Below are 18,053 nucleotides of genomic sequence, written 5' to 3' on the forward strand. Positions count from 1 at the left end.
CTCCTCCAAAAGTGAGCCGCTGTAAAAGCGGAACCATAGGAGGCCGTTACCGCAGAAATGGATATGTACCCCGCGTACTAAAGCCCACCTGATTATTTGACGAACGGTCATCCGAGTGTTCAGATACCGCCCAGTTTCAGGTGCCTCATGCCGCCGTGCATGAGGTGAAACGGGAAACCGGTGCGCCCTTTTCAGGGTTAGTCCGGTGCTGCCCCCGCAACGGTAAGCGAGTGACGCGTTCGACAGACCACTGGGCCCAAAGGCCTGGGAAGGTGAACGCTTCGAGCCTCGCAAGCCCGGAGACCGGCCTGGAATTTCTGTTTGGCAAACCTGCGGTGGGCGGGCATGGGCCGGTATTGGCGCGTGTCCGGTACTTTCTCCTGCGTGCTTCTGCGAAGATTTTTTTCGAGAAGACCAAAAATGACTCAGATTCCAACTCCTTCCAGCCAGGACCAGCGTCCTGCGCGACTGTATGCCTGTGGCGCCCTGCTCTGCCTGATCAGCCCACCCGCCCTGGCCGACACCTCGGCCATGACCCTCGACCAGCAACTCGTCAGCGCCCCGTCGGTGGAATCCACCACCGTCGCCGAAATGGCGCGCTTTGGCAGCAAGGTCGAGATCATCGACCGCGCCCGGATCGAGCGCGCCGGCCCCGACGCCGACATCACCCGCGTGCTGCAGATGTCAGTGCCCGGCCTCTACGTCGCGCCGAAAAACGGCCCCTTCGACTACGCCAACTATTCGCTGCTGGGTGGGCGCAACGACGACACGCTGATCCTGCTCGATGGCGTGCGCCTGAACAATCGCCTGTACGGTGGGCTCTACCTCGACACCCTGCCGGCCAATGCCATCGAACGCATCGAAGTGCTCAAGGGCGGACAAAGCCTGCTGTTCGGCACCCAGGCCGTGGCCGGGGTGATCAACATCGTCACCCGCAGCGCCCAGACCCGCGAGACCTCCGGTGAACTCAACATGGGCCTGGACAGTTTCATGGGCCGCAGCGGCGACGCGCGCGCCGAACAGATCGTCAGCAACGGCTTTGGCGACCTTGGCTTGCTGGCGTACGTCAGCCACAACGTCTCCGACGGCTACCAGCCATTTCGCAGCAGTGACATGCGCAGCACCGCCACCGACCGCAAGCGCGGCTACGAAGTCAGCACCTTTGGCGCCAAGGCCACCCAGGCCTTCGGCGACGATTCGCGCCTGGAACTGTTCTACCAGTACAGCGACGCCAACCTGGACTTCGCCCGCCCCACGGACAACCGCAACACCAGCAACGACCGGGTGCAACAGATCGCCACGGCGACCTTCGAACAGCAGGTCAATCAAGACCTGAGCTACTTCCTCAAAGGCCATGTCAACGACTGGGACACCCGCTACACCCGGGTCTACAACCTCGAAGGCGGCGGCACCCGGGTGCTCAACCACAACGACTACTGGGGCTTCACCGACTGGGGCCTGCAGGCCGAGGGCAAGGCCGAACTGCCCGGTGGCCACGTACTGGTGTTCGGCAGCGACAACCAATGGTTCAAGGGCCAGGACGATGTCATGGTCATCGACAACCAACAGGCCGAAGCCCACGCGCTGTATACCCAATTGCGCCCGGTGATCGCCGCGCTACCGGACTGGCACCCGAGCATCGGCGTTCGCCAGGAGCACCTGAGCGGCGGTGAAAGCGCCACGGTCGGCATGCTCACCTCACTCTACGACCTGACGGAGCACTGGGCATTGCGGGGCCAGATCGGCAGCGCCTACAAGCTGCCCAATGCCGAGCAGTTGTACGTCAACGAACCTGGCGAGGAGATGGGCAACCCCAACCTCAAGGCCGAGAAGAGCCGCAATGCCGAACTCGGCCTGGATTACCGGGGCACCCTGCTGGCCCGCGAATTCAGCGCCAGCGTCACCGGCTTTCGCCGGGAAATCGATGACCTGATCACCCTCGACGGCGACCAGTGGGTCAACGGTGATGGCGAGATCCTGGTGCGCGGTATCGAAGTCGACGGCCAATGGCAGCTCAATGATCGCTGGAGCCTGCAAGGCGACATGACCCGCAACCTGGTGGAAGGCCGCAACGGCGTGACCATCAGCAACATCCCAAGCTTCTTCGCCCGCTCACGCCTGGGCTATGAGTCGGACAATCGCTTGTGGGGGGCCGGAGGGGCGCTGCGCTACATCCGTTCGGTGGTCAGCGCCAAGGACGTGGATTACGGCCATTACTCGGTGGTCGATGCCGATGCCTATCGCTACCTGGACAACGCCCGGCGCCACCGCCTGAGCCTGCTGGTGGAAAACCTGTTCGACCGTGACTACGCCACCAGCATGACCACCGGCAGCCCGTCCGTGGAGAACCTCGGCCGGCCGTTCACAACTGAGGTGCGTTACACCTACCGTTTCTGAGGGAGTGCTTGCCATGGAATATGACGTCAACGGCGTGCCGAGCGATCCGGCCTGGTCGAGCATCCCGCCGCACGCCCGCCAGGTGTTCTTGTGCACCGGGCCGCGGTGTGTGGCCAGGGGTTCCCTGGCGCTGTGGAAAACCCTGCGCCGGGAATTGCTCAAGCACGACCGGATCGAAACACCGGCGGGGGTCCTGCTGACCCGCACCGGCTGCCAGTTCCCCTGCAACCTGGGGCCGGTCCTGACCGTGTACCCGGATGCTTGCTGGTACCGGGTGCGCGATGACCAGGAGGTCAAGCAACTGGTGGACGGGCATCTGGTGGCGGGTGCGGTGGTCGCGCACCTGCTGATCGGCGCGCCTGCAGGAGATCCGTCCAATGCTTAGGCGACTGCTGCTCAGTGTGTCGCTCTGTACCCCGCTACCTGCACTGGCGCAGACCTACGACAACTGCGGGACAACCCGGGAAATCGAACAGGCACCGCAACGAATCATCGCGCTCAACCAGCACAGCGCCGACACCTTGCTGGCCCTGGGAGCCGGTCCGGCGCTGATTGGCGTGGCCTATATCGACGATGACAATGTGGCGATCGAACAAGGCGCCTACCGCGGCATCCCCCTGATCTCCAAGCGTTATCCATCGGCTGAGGTGCTGTACACCCAGCACGCCGACCTGGTGGTGGGCGGGTTTGCCTCGGCCTTTGCGCAACACCTGAGCTCACGGCCGATGCTGGCTCGCCAGGGCATCGCCAGTTACCTGCTGGAGTCCGCCTGCGATCAGCGCTCGCTGGATTTTTTCGCGCACATCCGTGCCGACCTGCAAACCCTCGGCGCTCTGCTGCAACGCCCCGGGCAGGCGCAGCAATTGAGCGCCGCCCTGGACGCCGACCTGGCCCGGGCCGCGGCGCTGCACAGCGGTGCCAAACCGTTATCGGTGTTCTACCTCGATAGCGAGGCGGACGGCCTGGACAGCGTCGGCAAAAACGCCTTCGTCACGGCCCTGCTCAGCGCCGCCGGGGCGCGCAACACCTTCGCCGAGGTCGACCTGGGCCGCCTGAGCGTGAGCCGCGAGACCTTGCTCGACAGTGACCCCGACGTGCTGTTGCTGGCCGACGCCGTCTGGTCTCCGGCCAGCCGCAAGCGTTATCTGCTGCGCCACGACCCGGTGCTCTCGCAACTGCGGGCAGTGAAGGAAAACCGCATGCTCGACGTACCATTCGCCCACCTGGTGCCAACGTTCGCCAGCGGGCGCGTGGCGCTGGAGTTGGCGCAGCGTTTAAAGGAGATACGCATGGAGCTGCTACGGGACCCCTATGGCCACGCGCTGGACCAGCCCGTCGGCGTGGCAGATGACGCGGTTGCGGCCGGTGGTCTTGGCGGCATACAGCGCCAGGTCGGCGTCGCTGAGCCATTGCGTGGCGTCGCTGTGCATCGGGTTGAACGCCGCCAGGCCGATGCTCAGGCTGACTTGCAGGGTCGGGCTCTGTTCATAGCCCAGGCCCGAGAAACGGTCGCGCAGGGCGTCCATCGCCTGGACCGCATGGGCCAGCGGCACGTCGGGAAGGATCACGCAGAACTCATCCCCGCCGTAACGCCCTGCGACGTCCGTGGCGCGCAGGTTCTGCTTGAGGATCTTGCTCAACTGGCGCAGCACAATGTCCCCGGCGACATGCCCGTAGGTGTCGTTGATCGACTTGAAGTGGTCGATGTCGATCAGGGCAATCGCCCCGCCGGCCTGCTGACGCTGGCAGCGCTGGAACTCGATTTCCAGGGCGTCTTTCCAGGCCCCGTGGTTCAACAGCCCGGTCAGGCTGTCGGTGCGACTCAGGGCCAACAGTTCACGTTTGCTTTTGCCCAGGGCATGGGTCTGGCGAAAGCAGATCCAACCGAGTGCCAGTGGGTAGAAGGTCAGCAACGGCAAGCAGGCATACATCTGCAAGGAACTGGTCGGCGGGATGAAGGTCGGCAGGAACAACAACAGCCCAAGCCCCAACCCCAGCAGTTGGGCCAATAGACCGGCGAGCAGGAAGCGCAAACCGCCAATGGCCACGTTGTTCATGGCCATCATCGACAGTGTGGCAACGCTGGGTAACGGGTTGAACTGCATGGCCGCCACCCAGAAGCCGCCCATGAACGAGTCAAGCAACAGGTTGCGATATTCCGCGCGATACGGCACCGCCGAGCGGCGGGTCCACTGGTACGCCAGGTGCGGCCATACCAGGCCGTTGAACAGCATCAATGCCACCAGCCAGACCGGCGGCTTGAGCGGCAGCAGCGCCGCACCCACGCACAACAGGCCCAGCACCAGGCCGAGGGAGCGCGAGGTGTACAGCCTCTTGGCCATTGAAAGTCCCTTTCCTGCAACAGGTTGCATAGGGGGCCAAAGCTCCTCTTGGTACGGCAGATGGGAACCCTGCGACAGCTAGTCCCGCAGACGGCAACACATCGGAGTCTATCAGGGCAACGTCAAATTGCCATCACCGTCCAGCAGCCAGAAAAAGCCGGCCCAGCCTACCCTGCGCCGAAAGATTGACTATAAATGACAGGGACTCATCGCACCGCTGGCGCGGGTGTGCGGCACGACGAAAAACGAGGAGGAGCATGCACACCCATCAGGTTCTGATCATCGGCAGCGGTTTTGGCGGCCAGTGTGCGGCAGTCAATCTGCTCAAGGCAGGTATCGACGACTTCCGCCTGCTGGAACGGCGTGATTTTTTTGGCGGCACCTGGTGTCAGAATACCTACCCCGGCGCCGCAGTCGATGTGCCCTCCCCGCTCTACTCCCTGTCGTTCGCCTCCTGGCCCTGGACGCAGATGTTCGCCGAACAGGCCGAGCTGCACCGCTACACCCAACATGTGGTCGAGCACTACCAACTGCGTGACAAGGTCGAGTTGCAGGCCGATGTCGAGCGGGTCGAATGGGACGACAACGCCCGGCAATGGCAGGTCTTCACCCGTGGCAAAGGCACCTTCCGGGCGCAGTTCCTGATCAACGCCTCCGGACCGCTGAGCCAACCGGTGATCCCGGCGTTCGAGGGCCTGCCACGTTTTGCCGGCAGCACCTTTCACAGCAATGCCTGGGATCACCGCTACGACTACCGCAACAAGCGGGTCGCCATCGTCGGCAGCGGTGCCAGCGCGGCGCAGATCATTCCCAGCATTGCGCCGCAGGTCGCCCACTTGCATGTGTTCCAGCGCACCCCGCATTGGGTGCTGCCCCGCGCCGACCGCAGTTTCGGCCGCTTCCAGCGCTGGCTGCTGGGACTCAAGCCGGCCTACAAGCTGCTGCGCTGGCTGATCTATTGGCAATTCGAAACCCGGGTGATTGCCTTCAAGTATTCGAAAACCGCCCTCAAGCTGGTGCAACGGCAAGCGCTCAATCATCTCAAGCGCCAGGTGCCGGACCCGCAGCTGCGACAAAAGCTCACCCCGGACTTCACCATCGGCTGCAAGCGGGTGATTCTGTCCAGCACCCTGTACCCGGCGCTGAGCCGCGCCAACGTTACCCTGCACGGCCGCGACCAGGGCATCGCCGCACTGGACGAACGGGGCATCCGCACCCTCGACGGCCAGCACCTGGAGCTCGACCTGATCGTCTGGGCCACCGGCTACGACGCCACCGACGGGGTGATCAATTATCCGGTGCTGGGTAAACACGGCACTCGCCTGAGCGACGTCTGGGCGCTCTACCCACGCGCCTACCTGGGTACCAGCCTGCCGGACTTTCCCAACCTGTTTATCGTCACCGGCCCCAACACTGGCATTGGCCATACCTCGGCGCTGTTCATCATCGAGTCGCAGATGAACTACATCCTCGACTGCATTCGCACCCTCAAGGCGCAGGGCCTGCGCAGCATAGAAGTACGCAAGGAGGCCGAAAGCGCCTATACCGAAATGATCCACCAGCAGATGCAGCGCACCGTGTGGAAATCCGGTGGCTGCCACAGCTGGTATCAAAGCAAGAGCGGTCACGTGATCGCGATGTTTCCCGGATTCAGTTTCAGCTACCACCAACTGACGCGCCGACTGAAACCGGGCGACCACATCCTGTCCTGACGAGTACTGGGGAGAACGCGATGGTAATTGTGCTGATCCTTGCGCTGCTGCTGGCCTACTGGACCTGGCGCACCTGGCCGCGTCTCGGCCACCTGCTGTACGACGCCAGCACGGCGTTGGAGGCGCGCCTATATCGCCTGGAAAAAATCACCATGCCGATTGCCGAAATGGGCATGGTCACCTACCAGGGCGGGCCTGACACGCCGGACCGGACCCTCCTGCTGCTCCACGGCTACAGCGCCGACAAAACCATCTGGCTGCGCTTCGCCCGGCATTTTGTCGACGACTGCCGGGTGATCATCCCCGACCAGGCCGGCCATGGCGAAACCGGGTTCAAGGCCGGTGGCGGCTATGACATCCCGACCCAGGCCGAACGGATGATCCAGTTGCTCGATGCCTGCGGGATCGGCAAGGTCCACGTGATCGGCAATTCCATGGGCGGCTACGTCGCCGCGTGGCTGGCGGCCGCCCACCCAGGGCGTATCGCTTCGCTGACGCTGATCGACCCCGCAGGCCTGAGCTCGCCCGAGCCCAGCGACATGGAGCGGTTGCTGGCCGCCGGCATTAATCCGTTCCTGATCCACTCGCCAGCTGACTTCAAGCAGCTCTATCGGATGACCATGGCATCCCCGCCCTGGGTCCCGGGCGTGGTGCTGGCGGCCATTGCCGAACGTTACCAGGACCGGCGTGAAGAACTGGCGGAGATCTTCGAGGACTTTCACGCCAGCCAGCCGATCGGCTCCCGGCTGGGGCAGATCCATGCTCCCACCTTGCTGCTGTGGGGGCGCGAAGACCGCTTGCTGCATGTCAGCAGCGCCGAGGTCTGGGCCAAGGGCATCGCCGGCGCCCGCCTGGAAATCTGGGACGGTATCGGCCACATGCCGATGGTTGAACGCCCGGCGCAGACTGCAGCCTTGTTTCGGCAGTTTCTCGAGCGCCCGCGGCGTTAGCCCGCCGCCAGAGGGCAGTCGAAAAACTACTGATCCGCCCAGCCGACAGCTAGAGACGTGATAACGAGCTGTGCAGCAGTCGTTTGCAGAATGAAGTTCGGAAGAAACTTCGTTTGCAAGCCTCGCCAGCGCCGAACAGAATCGGCCTACTTCACTGTCACTGCGCCGGGATTCCTATTCATGAGCTACCAGAACGTCGTCAGCCCTGACCTGATCCGCCAACGCTTCTCGCGGGCGATGTCGGACATGTACCGCGAAGAAGTGCCGCTGTACGGCGCCTTGATGGAGCTGGTAGCCCAGACCAACGCCCAGGTGCTGGAGCAGGATCCGGCCATCGCCCGACAACTGCGCGCGACCGGTGAAATCGACCGCCTGGACCTGGAACGCCATGGCGCGATCCGCGTTGGCAGCGCCAGCGAACTGGCCACCCTGTGCCGGCTGTTTGCGGTAATGGGCATGGAGCCGGTGGGTTACTACGACCTTACCCCGGCCGGGGTGCCGGTGCATTCCACGGCGTTTCGCGCGGTGCATGAAAGCGCCCTGCAGATCAGCCCGTTTCGTGTGTTCACCTCGCTGCTGCGCCTGGAACTGATCGCCGACCCCGAGTTGCGCGCCTTTGCCGAATCGGTGCTGGCCCGGCGCTCGATCTTCACCACCCAGGCCCTGGAACTGATCGACCAGGCCGAACAGCAAGGCGGTCTGGACGAAGCCCAGGCCGAGGCGTTTGTCGAACAGGCACTGGAAACCTTCCGCTGGCACCACCACGCCACAGTCACCGCCGCGCAGTACCAGCAACTGAGTGCCCAGCACCGGCTGGTCGCCGATGTGGTGGCGTTCAAGGGCCCGCACATCAACCACCTGACTCCGCGCACCCTGGACATCGACATCGTGCAGGCGCAGATGCCCAGTCATGGCATCACCCCCAAGGCCGTCATCGAAGGCCCACCCCGTCGCCAGTGCCCGATCCTGCTGCGCCAGACCAGCTTCAAGGCGCTGGATGAAGCCATCGCCTTCACCGACCAGCAGCAGGCCAGTGGCAGCCACAGCGCGCGCTTCGGCGAAATCGAGCAACGCGGCGCTGCCCTTACGCCCCAAGGCCGGGCTCTTTATGACCGGCTGCTGAATGCCGCCCGCGACGAGCTGCAGGACTTCCCCAACGAAGCCAACGCCGAACGCTACAACCGCCTGATGCACCAGCACTTCGAAGCGTTCCCGGACAGCTACGCCGCCCTGCGTGAGCAAGGCCTGGCCTACTTCCGGTTTTTCGTCACTGAACAAGGCCGCGCCGCCCCTGCCCAAGCGCTCGCGGGCCTGAGCCTGGACGCTTTGCTGCAGGCCGGTTTCCTGCGGTTCGAGCCGCTGGTGTACGAGGATTTCCTGCCAGTCAGCGCCGCCGGGATCTTCCAGTCGAACCTCGGCGATGCCGCCCAGACCCACTATGCACAGCACTCCAACCAAGCCGCGTTCGAGCAGGCGTTGGGGCGTTCGACCATCGATGAGCTGGGGTTGTATGCGCAAACGCAGCAACGTTCGCTTGAAGAGTGTTACGCGGCGTTGAATCTGCCAGCGCGAAACTGAGGCACGAACATTCAGAAATGTTGTACATCTGAATGTTGTTTGTCGAACTTTTTAGAGAGGAGTTCGCCCAGTGTCATAACCTGGCAATCCTTGCACTGGTAAAGAGCCATGGCACTGGGCGAACGGCGGTGATTTTAATGCAAGTTGGCAGATATGTCCGGTGACAAATTCTGAATAAATGTGCACGACATATTTCAACAGAATTCATAAGCGAAAAAAAACGAAACCCGGTATGGGGTCACCATCACCGGGTCTGGTTTTATCGTGCGGCAATAAATCTTAGTGTGCAGTGGTGACCTTCAGCACGTCGGTGTAGACCACCACCACGCTCTGGTCGACCTTGAGGTTTTTGAGCTTGGCCTGCAGCTCAGGTTTTTCCACGGTCACGGTCTTTTTCAGGCCTGCCGGGTTCTGCAGCGTTACCTGGTTTTTCGCCAGGTCAATGGCGGTGATTTTCAGCTGGACCTTGACCTGACGGTAGGCGGTGCCGCCTGGGTTCGGATTGTTCTCGGTGGCGCGCATTTCGCCGACCCGCTCAACCGAGCCTGGCAGGCTCTTGTCGACATCGGTATCAAGGAACGTGCCGACCGAACGGATAACGTCCAGCTGCACCTTGTCACCGGCCTTGAGGTTGCCCAGGTCCTTGGCTTTGTCGCTCAACTGGATGTGCACCGGCTTGCCTTCGGCGCCTTCGAGTACCACTTCATGATTGGCTGCATCGACGGAAATCACCTTGGTGATTACCTGGTTGGCCTCCACTACTTCCGACAGTGGAATATCCGCAGCGTAGGCACTGAGGCTGCCGGTAGAAAGCAGGGTGGCAAGTGTGATGGCTTTGGTCAGTGTATGAAGCTTCATGGCGATACATTCCCTGTGCAATAAAATATGGGCAGTGACTTACTACGCAAGCCTAAAGTCTTGTGTGTCGAGTGAGCATAGACATAGATCAGCACTTTTCCTAAAACATTCCTGAACAGGGTCGCGGACTGCGACTGACCACTCAATAACCGGTCATTTCCAGGTAACCGGTGCCCGGGTGAGTGCCACTCACTTGCACCGGACCCTCCCAATAAGGAATGCGCAAGGCCATCCAGGCCCTGGGGTTCAGCGCCGCGACCCGAATGTCCAACCCTTCGCCCGCCACCTTGAGCGACCACTGGGTTGGCAACTGGCGCCCCGCCACCTCGCTACGAGCCAGAGGCGTCAGGCTGATGTCCTGGCGTGACAAGCTCCGGCTGCTGCCGTCCGGGTTGATCCAGGTGCCATTGAGGTAGCCTTGCCCGTCTTTCTCCCGGACCCGGAACAGCATCAGGTGCGCGCCACTGTCCAGATGCAGGGAGAACCAATCCCAGCCGCTCTGCCCGGCCAGCAATGGCTGGCTGCTCCACTCCCGGTCGAGCCAGGCCGGGCCGCTGACCTGGTAACGCACGCCGTCGATCTCCAGGATGCCGCGCGCCTGGAAAAACGGCTGACTGTAGTAGTACGAAGCCTGGCCCTGCTCGGACTTGCGACTGAAACCCTGCTCGCCCTGCAGCACCAATGGCCGGTTGGTCGTCAGTTGCAGCTGATAGGCAAAGCCCGCGCCACTGGCCTGCACCTGCATCTCTGCCAGCGGTTCCTGGGCATCAGCCCGGGTGCTCAGGCGCCAGTCATCGATCCACGCATCAAAGGGCACGCCCTGCACCCCGGCCTGACCCACTGCGCCGCGCGCGTAGCGTTCGCCAGCATGGTGCACGGTGGCCGAGGTCACGGCGGCGTGCCCCAGCCAGATCACCTGGCTGGCCCAACCTGGTTGTTCGGGACCGGGCTTGAGCGCGTTGCGAAACAGCGTCCACTGCACCCCGAACTCCCGCCCCTGGGCATCCTTGAGATTGGCCGTGAGGTACCACCATTCAATGCGATAGCCGTCGTGGGCGGCGTGATCGGCGGGAAAGCTCAACGTGCGTCCGGGTGTCACCTGACTGAAGGCTGCCGCGTCGCTACCCAGGCCGGCGAACCCCTGGTCGCCCGACGGCTCATCGCACCCGGTCAATCCCAGCACCAGCAGCAACGCAGACAGCCGGTTAATTTTCATGGGCAAATCGCCTGAGCAAGTCCGCAGGCTGGCTGCGGTACAGCTTGAACAAGGGCCAGGCCGAAGCCAGCAGCGTGGCCAACAGCGCCAACCCCATCAGTTGCGCCAATTGCAGGGGAAACACCCGCAACGGCAGGCGCCAGCCGAATGCCTGCACATTGATCACCGTGTCCAGGCACCAGGCCAGCGCGATGCCCAGGGGCAACGCCAGCACCAGGGTCAGCAACGCCAGTAGCCAGGTCTGCCCGAGGTTGAGCAGCATCAACTGGCGGCGGGTCACCCCCAGCGCCCACAGCGGTGCCAATTGCCCGAGACGACTTTCGCTTTGGGTCAACAGGCTGATGAACAAAGCCACGCCGGCGACCCCCAAGGTCAGGCTATTTAGCGCCGCGGTGGCGGCAAAGGTGCGCTCGAAGACCTCGCTCGACCAGCCCTTGAGTCGGGCCTGGTCGACGATGCGGCTGTCATCCAGGGCAAAGTCCCTGTGCAAGGCACTGACCAGCGCGGGAATCCGTGCCGGCTGCAGCCGCAGATTGAAACGACTGGGGGCCAGCCCTGGCCAATGCCGTAGCAACTGCTGGGCATTCACCAACAGGTGCCCCTTGGGATTGCCGTAGTCGGCGTAGATCCCGATCAATTGTACCGACCACGGCCCCTGGGGCGTGGCAATGCTCAGGTGATCGCCCAGGCGCACCTTGAGCCGGCGTGCCAGTTGCTCGCTGAGCATCAGCCTGTCCCCCGTCGCCAACTGGTCCCAGGGTTGCTCCCCCAGGGCTTCGAGCAAGGGCCAGTGCGCACGGTAGCTGGGGTCGTCGATCACCCCGTAGAGGTCCGCCGGCCAACCTTGCAGCGACAGCGCGACCTGCCAACTGGGCAACACCGCGTCAAGGTTTTGCCGGGGCAGCCAGTCCTGCAAAGCAGTGGCCTGCGCCGGGCTCTGCGGATTGACGTAGAGCTCGGCGCTGAGCCGTTGCTCCAGCCAGTCATTGAAGGTCAGGCGAAAGCCGGCGGTCATGCTGCCAGCCCCGATGTTGGCGGCCAGCGCCAGCAGCAGCGCCATCAGGGCCAGGCTCAGGGCCGGCAATTGCTGGCGGCAATCGGCGAGAAACCACTGCCCGAGTACCGAGCGCCGGCGCCGCGCCAACAGATTCAGCAGCGCGTCGAGCAGCACCGGTAAACCCAGGGCTGCCCCCAGCAGCAGCGCTGCCATCAGCACAAAACCACTGGCCAGGCTGTCGCCCCAGCCCCATGCCAGCAGGCCAATCACCGCAGCCCCCAGGGCGACCCAGGCCTGGCGTCGCAACCAGCGGGCGTGGGCCTGGTGCCAGGCCTGCGGATTGGCCAGCGCCAGCAGTGGCATGCGCGCCGCACGCAGCAGGCTGTTACCCCCCGCCAACAAGGCGCCCAACAGGCTCAAGCCCAGGCCACTGAACCACCACCAGGGGCTGAGGCTCAACTGCCCCGCCACCTCGGCGCCGTACAACCCACGCAGGCTGGCGGCAACGTCGGGCAGCAAGACACTGGCCAGCAGGTAACCACTGGCCACCCCCAACAGACCACCGAGCAAGGCCAGGCCTGCCAGTTCCAGGCACAGGCAGCCGATCAGCGTCCGCCCGCTCACACCGCAGGCGCGCAGGGTCCGGAACAGGCCTCGGCGCTGCTCCAGGGCCAGGCCGATGGCGGCGTGGACGATAAACAGGCCGACGACAAACGACAGCACGCCCAAGGCATCCAGATTCAGGTGAAAGCTCTCGGTGAGCCGCGCCAGATTGTTTTCTTCGCCACTGTGTTTGAGCTGCAAGCGCGCACCCAGTGAGCCGGGCAACGGCGGCGCGCTGGCGGCAAATTCCTTGGGCAGCAGCAGGCGCGAAAGCTGCCCGGGCAATTGCAGCACCTGCTGCGCCACGCCGATGTCCACCAACAGCACGCCGGGCGCCATGTCGGCTTGCCCGTGCAGCGCCGGCAAGGTGCGACCCGTGGTGGTCAACGGCCGGTCGCCTTCCTTGAGACCCAGGGCCTGCAAGGTTGTCGGGGCAATCCAGGTCCGTCCCGGCGGGCTGACAAAGTCGACCATCTGCTCAAGCTTCAGGGTTTGTCCGGCCAGCGCCGAGCCGATGGGTAACGACAGGGGCTCGATGCCCAGTAGTTGCAATCGCTGGTCGGGCTGGTCCTCAAGCTGGATCCGCGCCTGCAACACTGGCGACACCGGCCAGCCCGCCCGGCGCAACTCGACGAACAGCTGTTGCCCGAAGGTTGCGCCATCGACGGCTGCGAGGCTGGCCTGGGGCTCGCCACCGATCAACTGACTGGCCCGGGCGTAGCTGTCGCGCGCCTGGCTGTTCAGCGCCTCGACCCCAGTCAGCAGGCCGCTGGCCAGCCACAAGCCGGTGAGCACACTGAACAACTGCACCGGGTGCCGGCGCCAGTGACTGAGCAGCGCCCGTAGGGTTTCCCGCCAGACGTTCATGACCGCGGGCCGGGGTCGACCAGGCGTCCGCCGTGCAACACCACCCGCTGCGCCAGCCGCGCCGCGATCCGCGGACTGTGGGTGACCATCAGCAAACTGCTGGGGCTGTCGGCGAGCAGTTCGAGCATCAAGTCGAGCACCTCATCGCTGGTGCTTTCATCGAGACTGCCGGTGGGCTCGTCGGCCAGCAACAAGGGCGGTCGCGAGGCCAGCGCCCGGCCCAGCGCCACGCGCTGCTGCTGGCCGCCGGACAATTGTTCCGGGTAGCGCTTGAGCAGATCCCCCAGGCCCAGGCGTTCCACCAGTTGCGCCTGCCAGGCCGGATCAAGGCGCCCGGCCAGACGCGCCTGGAAGGCCAGGTTGTCTTCCACGCGCAAGCTGCCGATCAGGTTGAACTGCTGGAACACCAGGCCGATTTCAGTGCGTCGCCAGTGGGCCCGCTGGCGTTCGTTCATCCGCTCCAACGGCTGCTGGTTGATCCGGATGCTGCCGCGATCGACCTGGTCCAGCCCGGCCACCAGGTGCAGCAGCGTGCTTTTTCCACTGCCCGACTCGCCCATCAGCGCCAGGCTACTGCCCTGTTCCAGGCGCAGGTCGACCCCCAACAACACCGCCAAGGGTCCCTGGGCGGTGGCGTAGCTCTTGAACACCCCTTGAACCTCCAGCATGGGCAACGCTCGCTCGGTGACAGAGAGCTCAAGGATAGCGGACCGGGTCATCGGCCCTGCATGGTTTTTGTCGTTTGACGATTGCCGGGGTGCCAAGTGCGCGCCCTAAGCTCAAGACTGGAATAGCCATAACGATAAAAACGGAGACTCCATGCCTCGTTTCACACTGTCCACCCGTGGCCTGCTGGCCGCCTTGATCGCCGCCTGCCTGGCCCAGTCCGCTGGTGCCAGCCAAGGCCCCGCCGCCGCCAGCCCCCTGACCGCTGCCAGCAACGCCGCCGTCCTCAAGCAATTGCCTTTCAGCGACCGCACCGACTACGAGTCGGTCAACCGCGGATTGATCGCCCCGTTCAAGGGCCAGATCAAGAGCGCCGACGGCAAGGTGATCTGGGACATGCAGGCCTACGCCTTCCTCGACAAGGACCAGGCCCCCGACACCGTCAACCCGAGCCTGTGGCGCCTGGCCCAGCTCAGCGCCCACGCCGGGCTGTTTGAAGTCAGCGACAAGATCTATCAGGTGCGCGGCCTGGACCTGGCCAACATGACCATCATCGAAGGCGATGACGGGCTGATCATCATCGACCCCTTGACCATGGCCGAAACCGCCAAGGCCGCCCTCGACCTCTACTACCAGAACCGTGCGCACAAGCCGGTGGTGGCAGTGATCTATAGCCACACCCACGTCGACCACTTCGGTGGCGTGCGCGGGGTGATCGACGAAGCCGACGTCAAGGCCGGCAAGGTCAAGGTGTTCGCGCCATCGGGGTTCATGGAACATGTGATGAGCGAGAACGTCTACGCCGGCAACGCCATGAGCCGCCGTGCACAGTTCCAGTTCGGCAGCCTGTTGCCCCGGGGCGACAAGGGCCAGGTGGACGCCGGCATGGGCAAGAACACGCCATCGGGCGGCACCATCACCCTGATTCCACCGACCGACCTGATCAGCCAGGAAATCGAGACTCGCACCATCGCTGGCATCGAGGTGCAGTTCCAGTTGACCCCGGGCACCGAAGCACCGTCGGAGATGAACCTCTACCTGCCGCAGTTGCGAGCCTTGTGCATGGCGGAAAACGCTACGCAGATGATGCACAACATCCTCACTCCGCGCGGCGCTCCGGTGCGCGATGCCAAGGCCTGGTCGCAATACCTGGACAGCAGCCTGACGCGTTACGGCGACAAGGCCGACGTACTCTTTGCCCAGCACAACTGGCCGACCTGGGGTGGCGAGCGCATCCGCACCTTCCTCGCCGATCAGCGCGACATGTATGCCTTCCTCAACGACCGCACCCTGCACCTGTTGAACCAGGGCCTGACGCCGATGGAGATCGCGCAGAACATGCAAAAGCTCCCGGGCGACCTGGAGAACAAGTGGTACACCCGCAGCTACTACGGCTCGCTGAGCCACAACTCACGGGCGGTGTATCAGCGCTATATGGGCTTCTATGACGGCAACCCGTCGAACCTCAACCCGCTGCCGCCGGTGGAAACCGCCAAGCATTATGTCGAGGCCATCGGCGGTAGCGCGGCCGTGATTGGCAAGATGCGCGAGGCCATGACCAAGGGTGATTACCGCTGGGCCACGCAACTGGGCAATCAGTTGATGTTCGCCGAGCCGGACAACAGCGAAGGCCGCGAAACCCAGGCCCAGGCGCTGGAACAACTGGGCTACCAGAGCGAGAACGCCACCTGGCGCAACATGTACCTGACCGCCGCCATGGAACTGCGCAATGGTGTGCCACCGACTGCCGGCAGTTCGGTGTCGGTGGACATGGTGCGGGCGCTGACCCCGGAGATGTTCTTCGACTTCCTGGCCATTCGCCTGAACAGCGAGAAAGCCGTCGGCCATGACCTGACGTTGAACTGGACCTTCAACGACCCGAACCAGGCCTACAACCTGACCTTGCGCAACGGCGTGCTGACCCACCGCAGCGGCAGCAATCCCCAGGCCGACGCCAGCGTCAGCATGAGCAAGGCCACCCTGGAGCAAATCAGCCTCAAGCAACTGGACTTCCCGACGGCGATCCAAAAAGGCTTGGTCACGTTGCAGGGCGACGGCAAGAAACTGGGTCAGCTGCTGGGCAGCCTGGACACCTTCAGCCCGCAGTTCAACATCGTCACGCCCTGATCGCGGGCAAGCCGCAAGCGGGCGCCCGCTCCCACAGTGGTTTTGGCTGCTCACAGATTTTGCATATACCCAGCAAACCTGTGGGAGCGGGCTTGCCCGCGATGGCGGTGTGTCAGGCACCATCGATGTTGAATGGGCTGCCCCCATCGCGGGCAAGCCCGCTCCCACAGTGGTTTTGGCTGCTCACAGATTCTGTATACACCACATCAAACCTGTGGGAGCGGGCTTGCCCGCGATGGCGGTGTGTCAGGCACCATCGATGTTGAATGGGCTGGCCCCATCGCGGGCAAGCCCGCTCCCACGGTGGTTTGGGGTGCTCGCGATGCCGGTGGGTCAGGCCTGGACGATCTCCACCGCCGGCATCTGCCAACGCTGCTCGATCACCTGCCGCTCGGGGCCGTACAGGCGCAGGATCAGGGTGAAGGCGCCGTCTTGTGGGGCCGGCAACCAGTTGCTCGAGGTCTCGGGGGCGGTGCTCTGCACCAGCAAGGTCAGGCCACCGTCGGCGTCCGGCTGCAGGTGGTCGCGGCTGCTCAGGCAATAGCGATCGATAGGGTTGGCCACCAGTTGCCGGTCCGGCAGGTCGTAGAGGGTCAGTGACCAGAATTCGCTGGCCGGTGGCAACTGCCCCGGGGCAAAGCGCAGGCGGTAGCGGCGCCCGCCCACCAACGACTGACCCTGGTTGTCCTGCTGGCTGCCGGTGTAGAACGCCTCTTCGACGCTGTTGCCGTAGATACCCATGGCCGCCCCCAGGGCACGGTTGAGGTAGTTGTTGTGCATGGCTTCGCGGTTGCCGAACATGCCCAGGGTGCTACGGACCTTGGCCCCGGCGACCTTCATCTCTGCCTGGGCCTGCTGGATACCCGCCAGCAATGCCTGCAACTGCTGGGCAGACAACGCGGCCGGATCAAAAGCTTGCCCCGCAACGACGCCGATCCGCGCAAAGCGTTCACGCAACGCTTGCTCGCTCGGTTGGACCGGACACAGCGTGAGGATCTGGTTCAACTGATTGATGAACCCTGGCCCCAGCCCGGTCTTGCTGTCCCACGCCTGCCACGCGATGGCGGGTGCTGCTGCGGGTACCGGGGTACCGGCATACTCGTGCAGCGAGCGCAGGCGATACTGCTGCTGCAAGGCACGCACCGCCAGCATGTCCTCGGTGTTCTTCAGCGCGGTGCGGCCCAGCACCATGACGATCTCGGTTTCACTGCGCAGTACGGCCTTGATCCCGGCCGGGGTTGCGCCCGTCCAGCCAGGCCCGGCGATCAGGTAGTCCCCCGCCTCGCGCCCGGTGCTCAGCACCCCGACATAGGCAAAGTTGTGGGTGTATTGATCCACCAGCTGGTGCACGTAGTAACGGTCCTCGGCCACTGCCGGCACGCTCAAGACCTGTGGCTCACTGCGCAGGTCCAGCCAGGCCCAGGAGTACGGCGTGTCATTGTTCGGCGTGACAATTTCGCGGTTCTTCGGCGTGTACAGGCTGCTGTAGTGACGAAAGCAATTGAAGCCGCCGACATACTCGGCAGCACTGGGGTCGAGCACCTGCTTTTCCATGGTCTGGTAGTGCATCAGCATCGGGTAGGCGTAGATCCACGCGTCCCGGGTGATGGCCTGGATATCCTCGGCAGAGGTTGGGTAGACCTGGCTGGCGGCCAGCAACCAACTCGGACACGCCAGTGCGGCACCGGCCACACTCATGCCGGCGAGCAGACGACGACGGCTGAAAGGAGCATTCATGGT

General features: G+C 63.8%; 12 protein-coding genes, 1 pseudogene and 1 riboswitch. Of the genes and pseudogenes, 7 read left to right on the plus strand and 6 right to left on the minus strand.

The features are described 5' to 3' along the window. The first annotated feature begins 121 nt into the window (after nt 1–121). Nucleotides 122–327, plus strand: a riboswitch (cobalamin riboswitch). 204 nt (nt 328–531) lie between these two features. The 3 genes and pseudogenes from ACM6IP_RS14490 to ACM6IP_RS14500 all read left to right on the plus strand — a co-directional run. Continuing rightward, complete coding sequence (locus ACM6IP_RS14490; protein WP_414861737.1) at nt 532–2,397, plus strand: TonB-dependent receptor plug domain-containing protein; 1,866 nt, start codon at nt 532–534, stop codon at nt 2,395–2,397. 13 nt (nt 2,398–2,410) lie between these two features. After that, nucleotides 2,411–2,782, plus strand: a complete 372-nt coding sequence (locus ACM6IP_RS14495; RefSeq protein ID WP_401131237.1) for a (2Fe-2S) ferredoxin domain-containing protein — start codon at nt 2,411–2,413, stop codon at nt 2,780–2,782. Further along, nucleotides 2,775–3,683 (plus strand): annotated as a pseudogene (locus tag ACM6IP_RS14500) (ABC transporter substrate-binding protein); the annotation flags it as partial. The gene ACM6IP_RS14495 and the pseudogene ACM6IP_RS14500, both read left to right, overlap by 8 nt. A gap of 12 nt (nt 3,684–3,695) precedes the next feature. Here ACM6IP_RS14500 and ACM6IP_RS14505 read toward each other — a convergent pair. Then, nucleotides 3,696–4,769: a diguanylate cyclase gene (locus ACM6IP_RS14505; protein ID WP_414861717.1), complete on the minus strand. Its 1,074-nt coding sequence runs from the start codon at nt 4,767–4,769 to the stop codon at nt 3,696–3,698. A 227-nt stretch (nt 4,770–4,996) separates the two neighbouring features. Here ACM6IP_RS14505 and ACM6IP_RS14510 point away from each other — a divergent pair, with 227 nt between their 5' ends. The 3 genes from ACM6IP_RS14510 (at nt 4,997) to ACM6IP_RS14520 (ending at nt 8,979) form a co-directional block, all read left to right on the plus strand. Continuing rightward, nucleotides 4,997–6,451 carry a flavin-containing monooxygenase gene (locus tag ACM6IP_RS14510; protein WP_414861718.1) on the plus strand — a complete coding sequence of 485 codons (1,455 nt, stop codon included), beginning with the start codon at nt 4,997–4,999 and terminating at the stop codon, nt 6,449–6,451. Nucleotides 6,452–6,471: 20 nt separating this feature from the next. Further along, nucleotides 6,472–7,401, plus strand: a complete 930-nt coding sequence (locus ACM6IP_RS14515) for an alpha/beta fold hydrolase (RefSeq protein WP_414861719.1) — start codon at nt 6,472–6,474, stop codon at nt 7,399–7,401. A gap of 180 nt (nt 7,402–7,581) precedes the next feature. After that, entirely contained in the window at nt 7,582–8,979 is a 1,398-nt protein-coding gene (locus ACM6IP_RS14520) for a VOC family protein (protein WP_414861720.1), read from the plus strand. A gap of 279 nt (nt 8,980–9,258) precedes the next feature. On the opposite strand, the gene ACM6IP_RS14525 is transcribed toward ACM6IP_RS14520, so the two are convergent. The 4 genes from ACM6IP_RS14525 to ACM6IP_RS14540 form a co-directional block, all read right to left on the minus strand. Continuing rightward, nucleotides 9,259–9,837, minus strand: a complete 579-nt coding sequence (locus ACM6IP_RS14525; protein WP_159996809.1) for a hypothetical protein — start codon at nt 9,835–9,837, stop codon at nt 9,259–9,261. 142 nt (nt 9,838–9,979) lie between these two features. Next, nucleotides 9,980–11,053 carry a lipocalin-like domain-containing protein gene (locus ACM6IP_RS14530; protein WP_414861721.1) on the minus strand — a complete coding sequence of 358 codons (1,074 nt, stop codon included), beginning with the start codon at nt 11,051–11,053 and terminating at the stop codon, nt 9,980–9,982. Further along, nucleotides 11,043–13,520 (minus strand): ABC transporter permease, encoded by a 2,478-nt coding sequence (locus tag ACM6IP_RS14535; protein WP_414861722.1) that lies wholly within the window; start codon nt 13,518–13,520, stop codon nt 11,043–11,045. Before ACM6IP_RS14535 ends, ACM6IP_RS14530 begins: the two co-directional genes overlap by 11 nt. Further along, nucleotides 13,517–14,188, minus strand: coding sequence for an ABC transporter ATP-binding protein (locus ACM6IP_RS14540; protein ID WP_095171897.1), 672 nt, complete (start codon nt 14,186–14,188; stop codon nt 13,517–13,519). The genes ACM6IP_RS14535 and ACM6IP_RS14540 overlap by 4 nt, the downstream gene beginning before the upstream one ends. Nucleotides 14,189–14,339: 151 nt before the next feature. On the opposite strand from ACM6IP_RS14540, the gene ACM6IP_RS14545 reads away from it, so the two are divergent. Then, nucleotides 14,340–16,313, plus strand: a complete 1,974-nt coding sequence (locus ACM6IP_RS14545) for an alkyl/aryl-sulfatase (protein WP_414861723.1) — start codon at nt 14,340–14,342, stop codon at nt 16,311–16,313. A 333-nt stretch (nt 16,314–16,646) separates the two neighbouring features. Here the strand turns inward: ACM6IP_RS14545 and ACM6IP_RS14550 are convergent, their stop codons facing one another. Beyond that, entirely contained in the window at nt 16,647–18,050 is a 1,404-nt protein-coding gene (locus ACM6IP_RS14550) for a DUF1254 domain-containing protein (protein WP_414861724.1), read from the minus strand. Nucleotides 18,051–18,053 lie beyond the last annotated feature (3 nt).

The organism is Pseudomonas sp. IT-P176 (genome assembly GCF_949767245.1).
In the GTDB taxonomy this organism is placed as follows: Bacteria; Pseudomonadota; Gammaproteobacteria; order Pseudomonadales; family Pseudomonadaceae; genus Aquipseudomonas.

Coding starts and splice junctions, on each gene's coding strand:
- ACM6IP_RS14510 (WP_414861718.1), top strand. CDS start 4,997: ATGCACACCCATCAGGTTCTGATCATCGGCAGCGGTTTTGGCGGCCAG.
- ACM6IP_RS14525 (WP_159996809.1), bottom strand. CDS start 9,837: ATGAAGCTTCATACACTGACCAAAGCCATCACACTTGCCACCCTGCTT.
- ACM6IP_RS14505 (WP_414861717.1), bottom strand. CDS start 4,769: ATGCAACCTGTTGCAGGAAAGGGACTTTCAATGGCCAAGAGGCTGTAC.
- ACM6IP_RS14535 (WP_414861722.1), bottom strand. CDS start 13,520: ATGAACGTCTGGCGGGAAACCCTACGGGCGCTGCTCAGTCACTGGCGC.
- ACM6IP_RS14530 (WP_414861721.1), bottom strand. CDS start 11,053: ATGAAAATTAACCGGCTGTCTGCGTTGCTGCTGGTGCTGGGATTGACC.
- ACM6IP_RS14515 (WP_414861719.1), top strand. CDS start 6,472: ATGGTAATTGTGCTGATCCTTGCGCTGCTGCTGGCCTACTGGACCTGG.
- ACM6IP_RS14495 (WP_401131237.1), top strand. CDS start 2,411: ATGGAATATGACGTCAACGGCGTGCCGAGCGATCCGGCCTGGTCGAGC.
- ACM6IP_RS14490 (WP_414861737.1), top strand. CDS start 532: ATGACCCTCGACCAGCAACTCGTCAGCGCCCCGTCGGTGGAATCCACC.
- ACM6IP_RS14550 (WP_414861724.1), bottom strand. CDS start 18,050: ATGAATGCTCCTTTCAGCCGTCGTCGTCTGCTCGCCGGCATGAGTGTG.
- ACM6IP_RS14520 (WP_414861720.1), top strand. CDS start 7,582: ATGAGCTACCAGAACGTCGTCAGCCCTGACCTGATCCGCCAACGCTTC.
- ACM6IP_RS14545 (WP_414861723.1), top strand. CDS start 14,340: ATGCCTCGTTTCACACTGTCCACCCGTGGCCTGCTGGCCGCCTTGATC.
- ACM6IP_RS14540 (WP_095171897.1), bottom strand. CDS start 14,188: ATGCTGGAGGTTCAAGGGGTGTTCAAGAGCTACGCCACCGCCCAGGGA.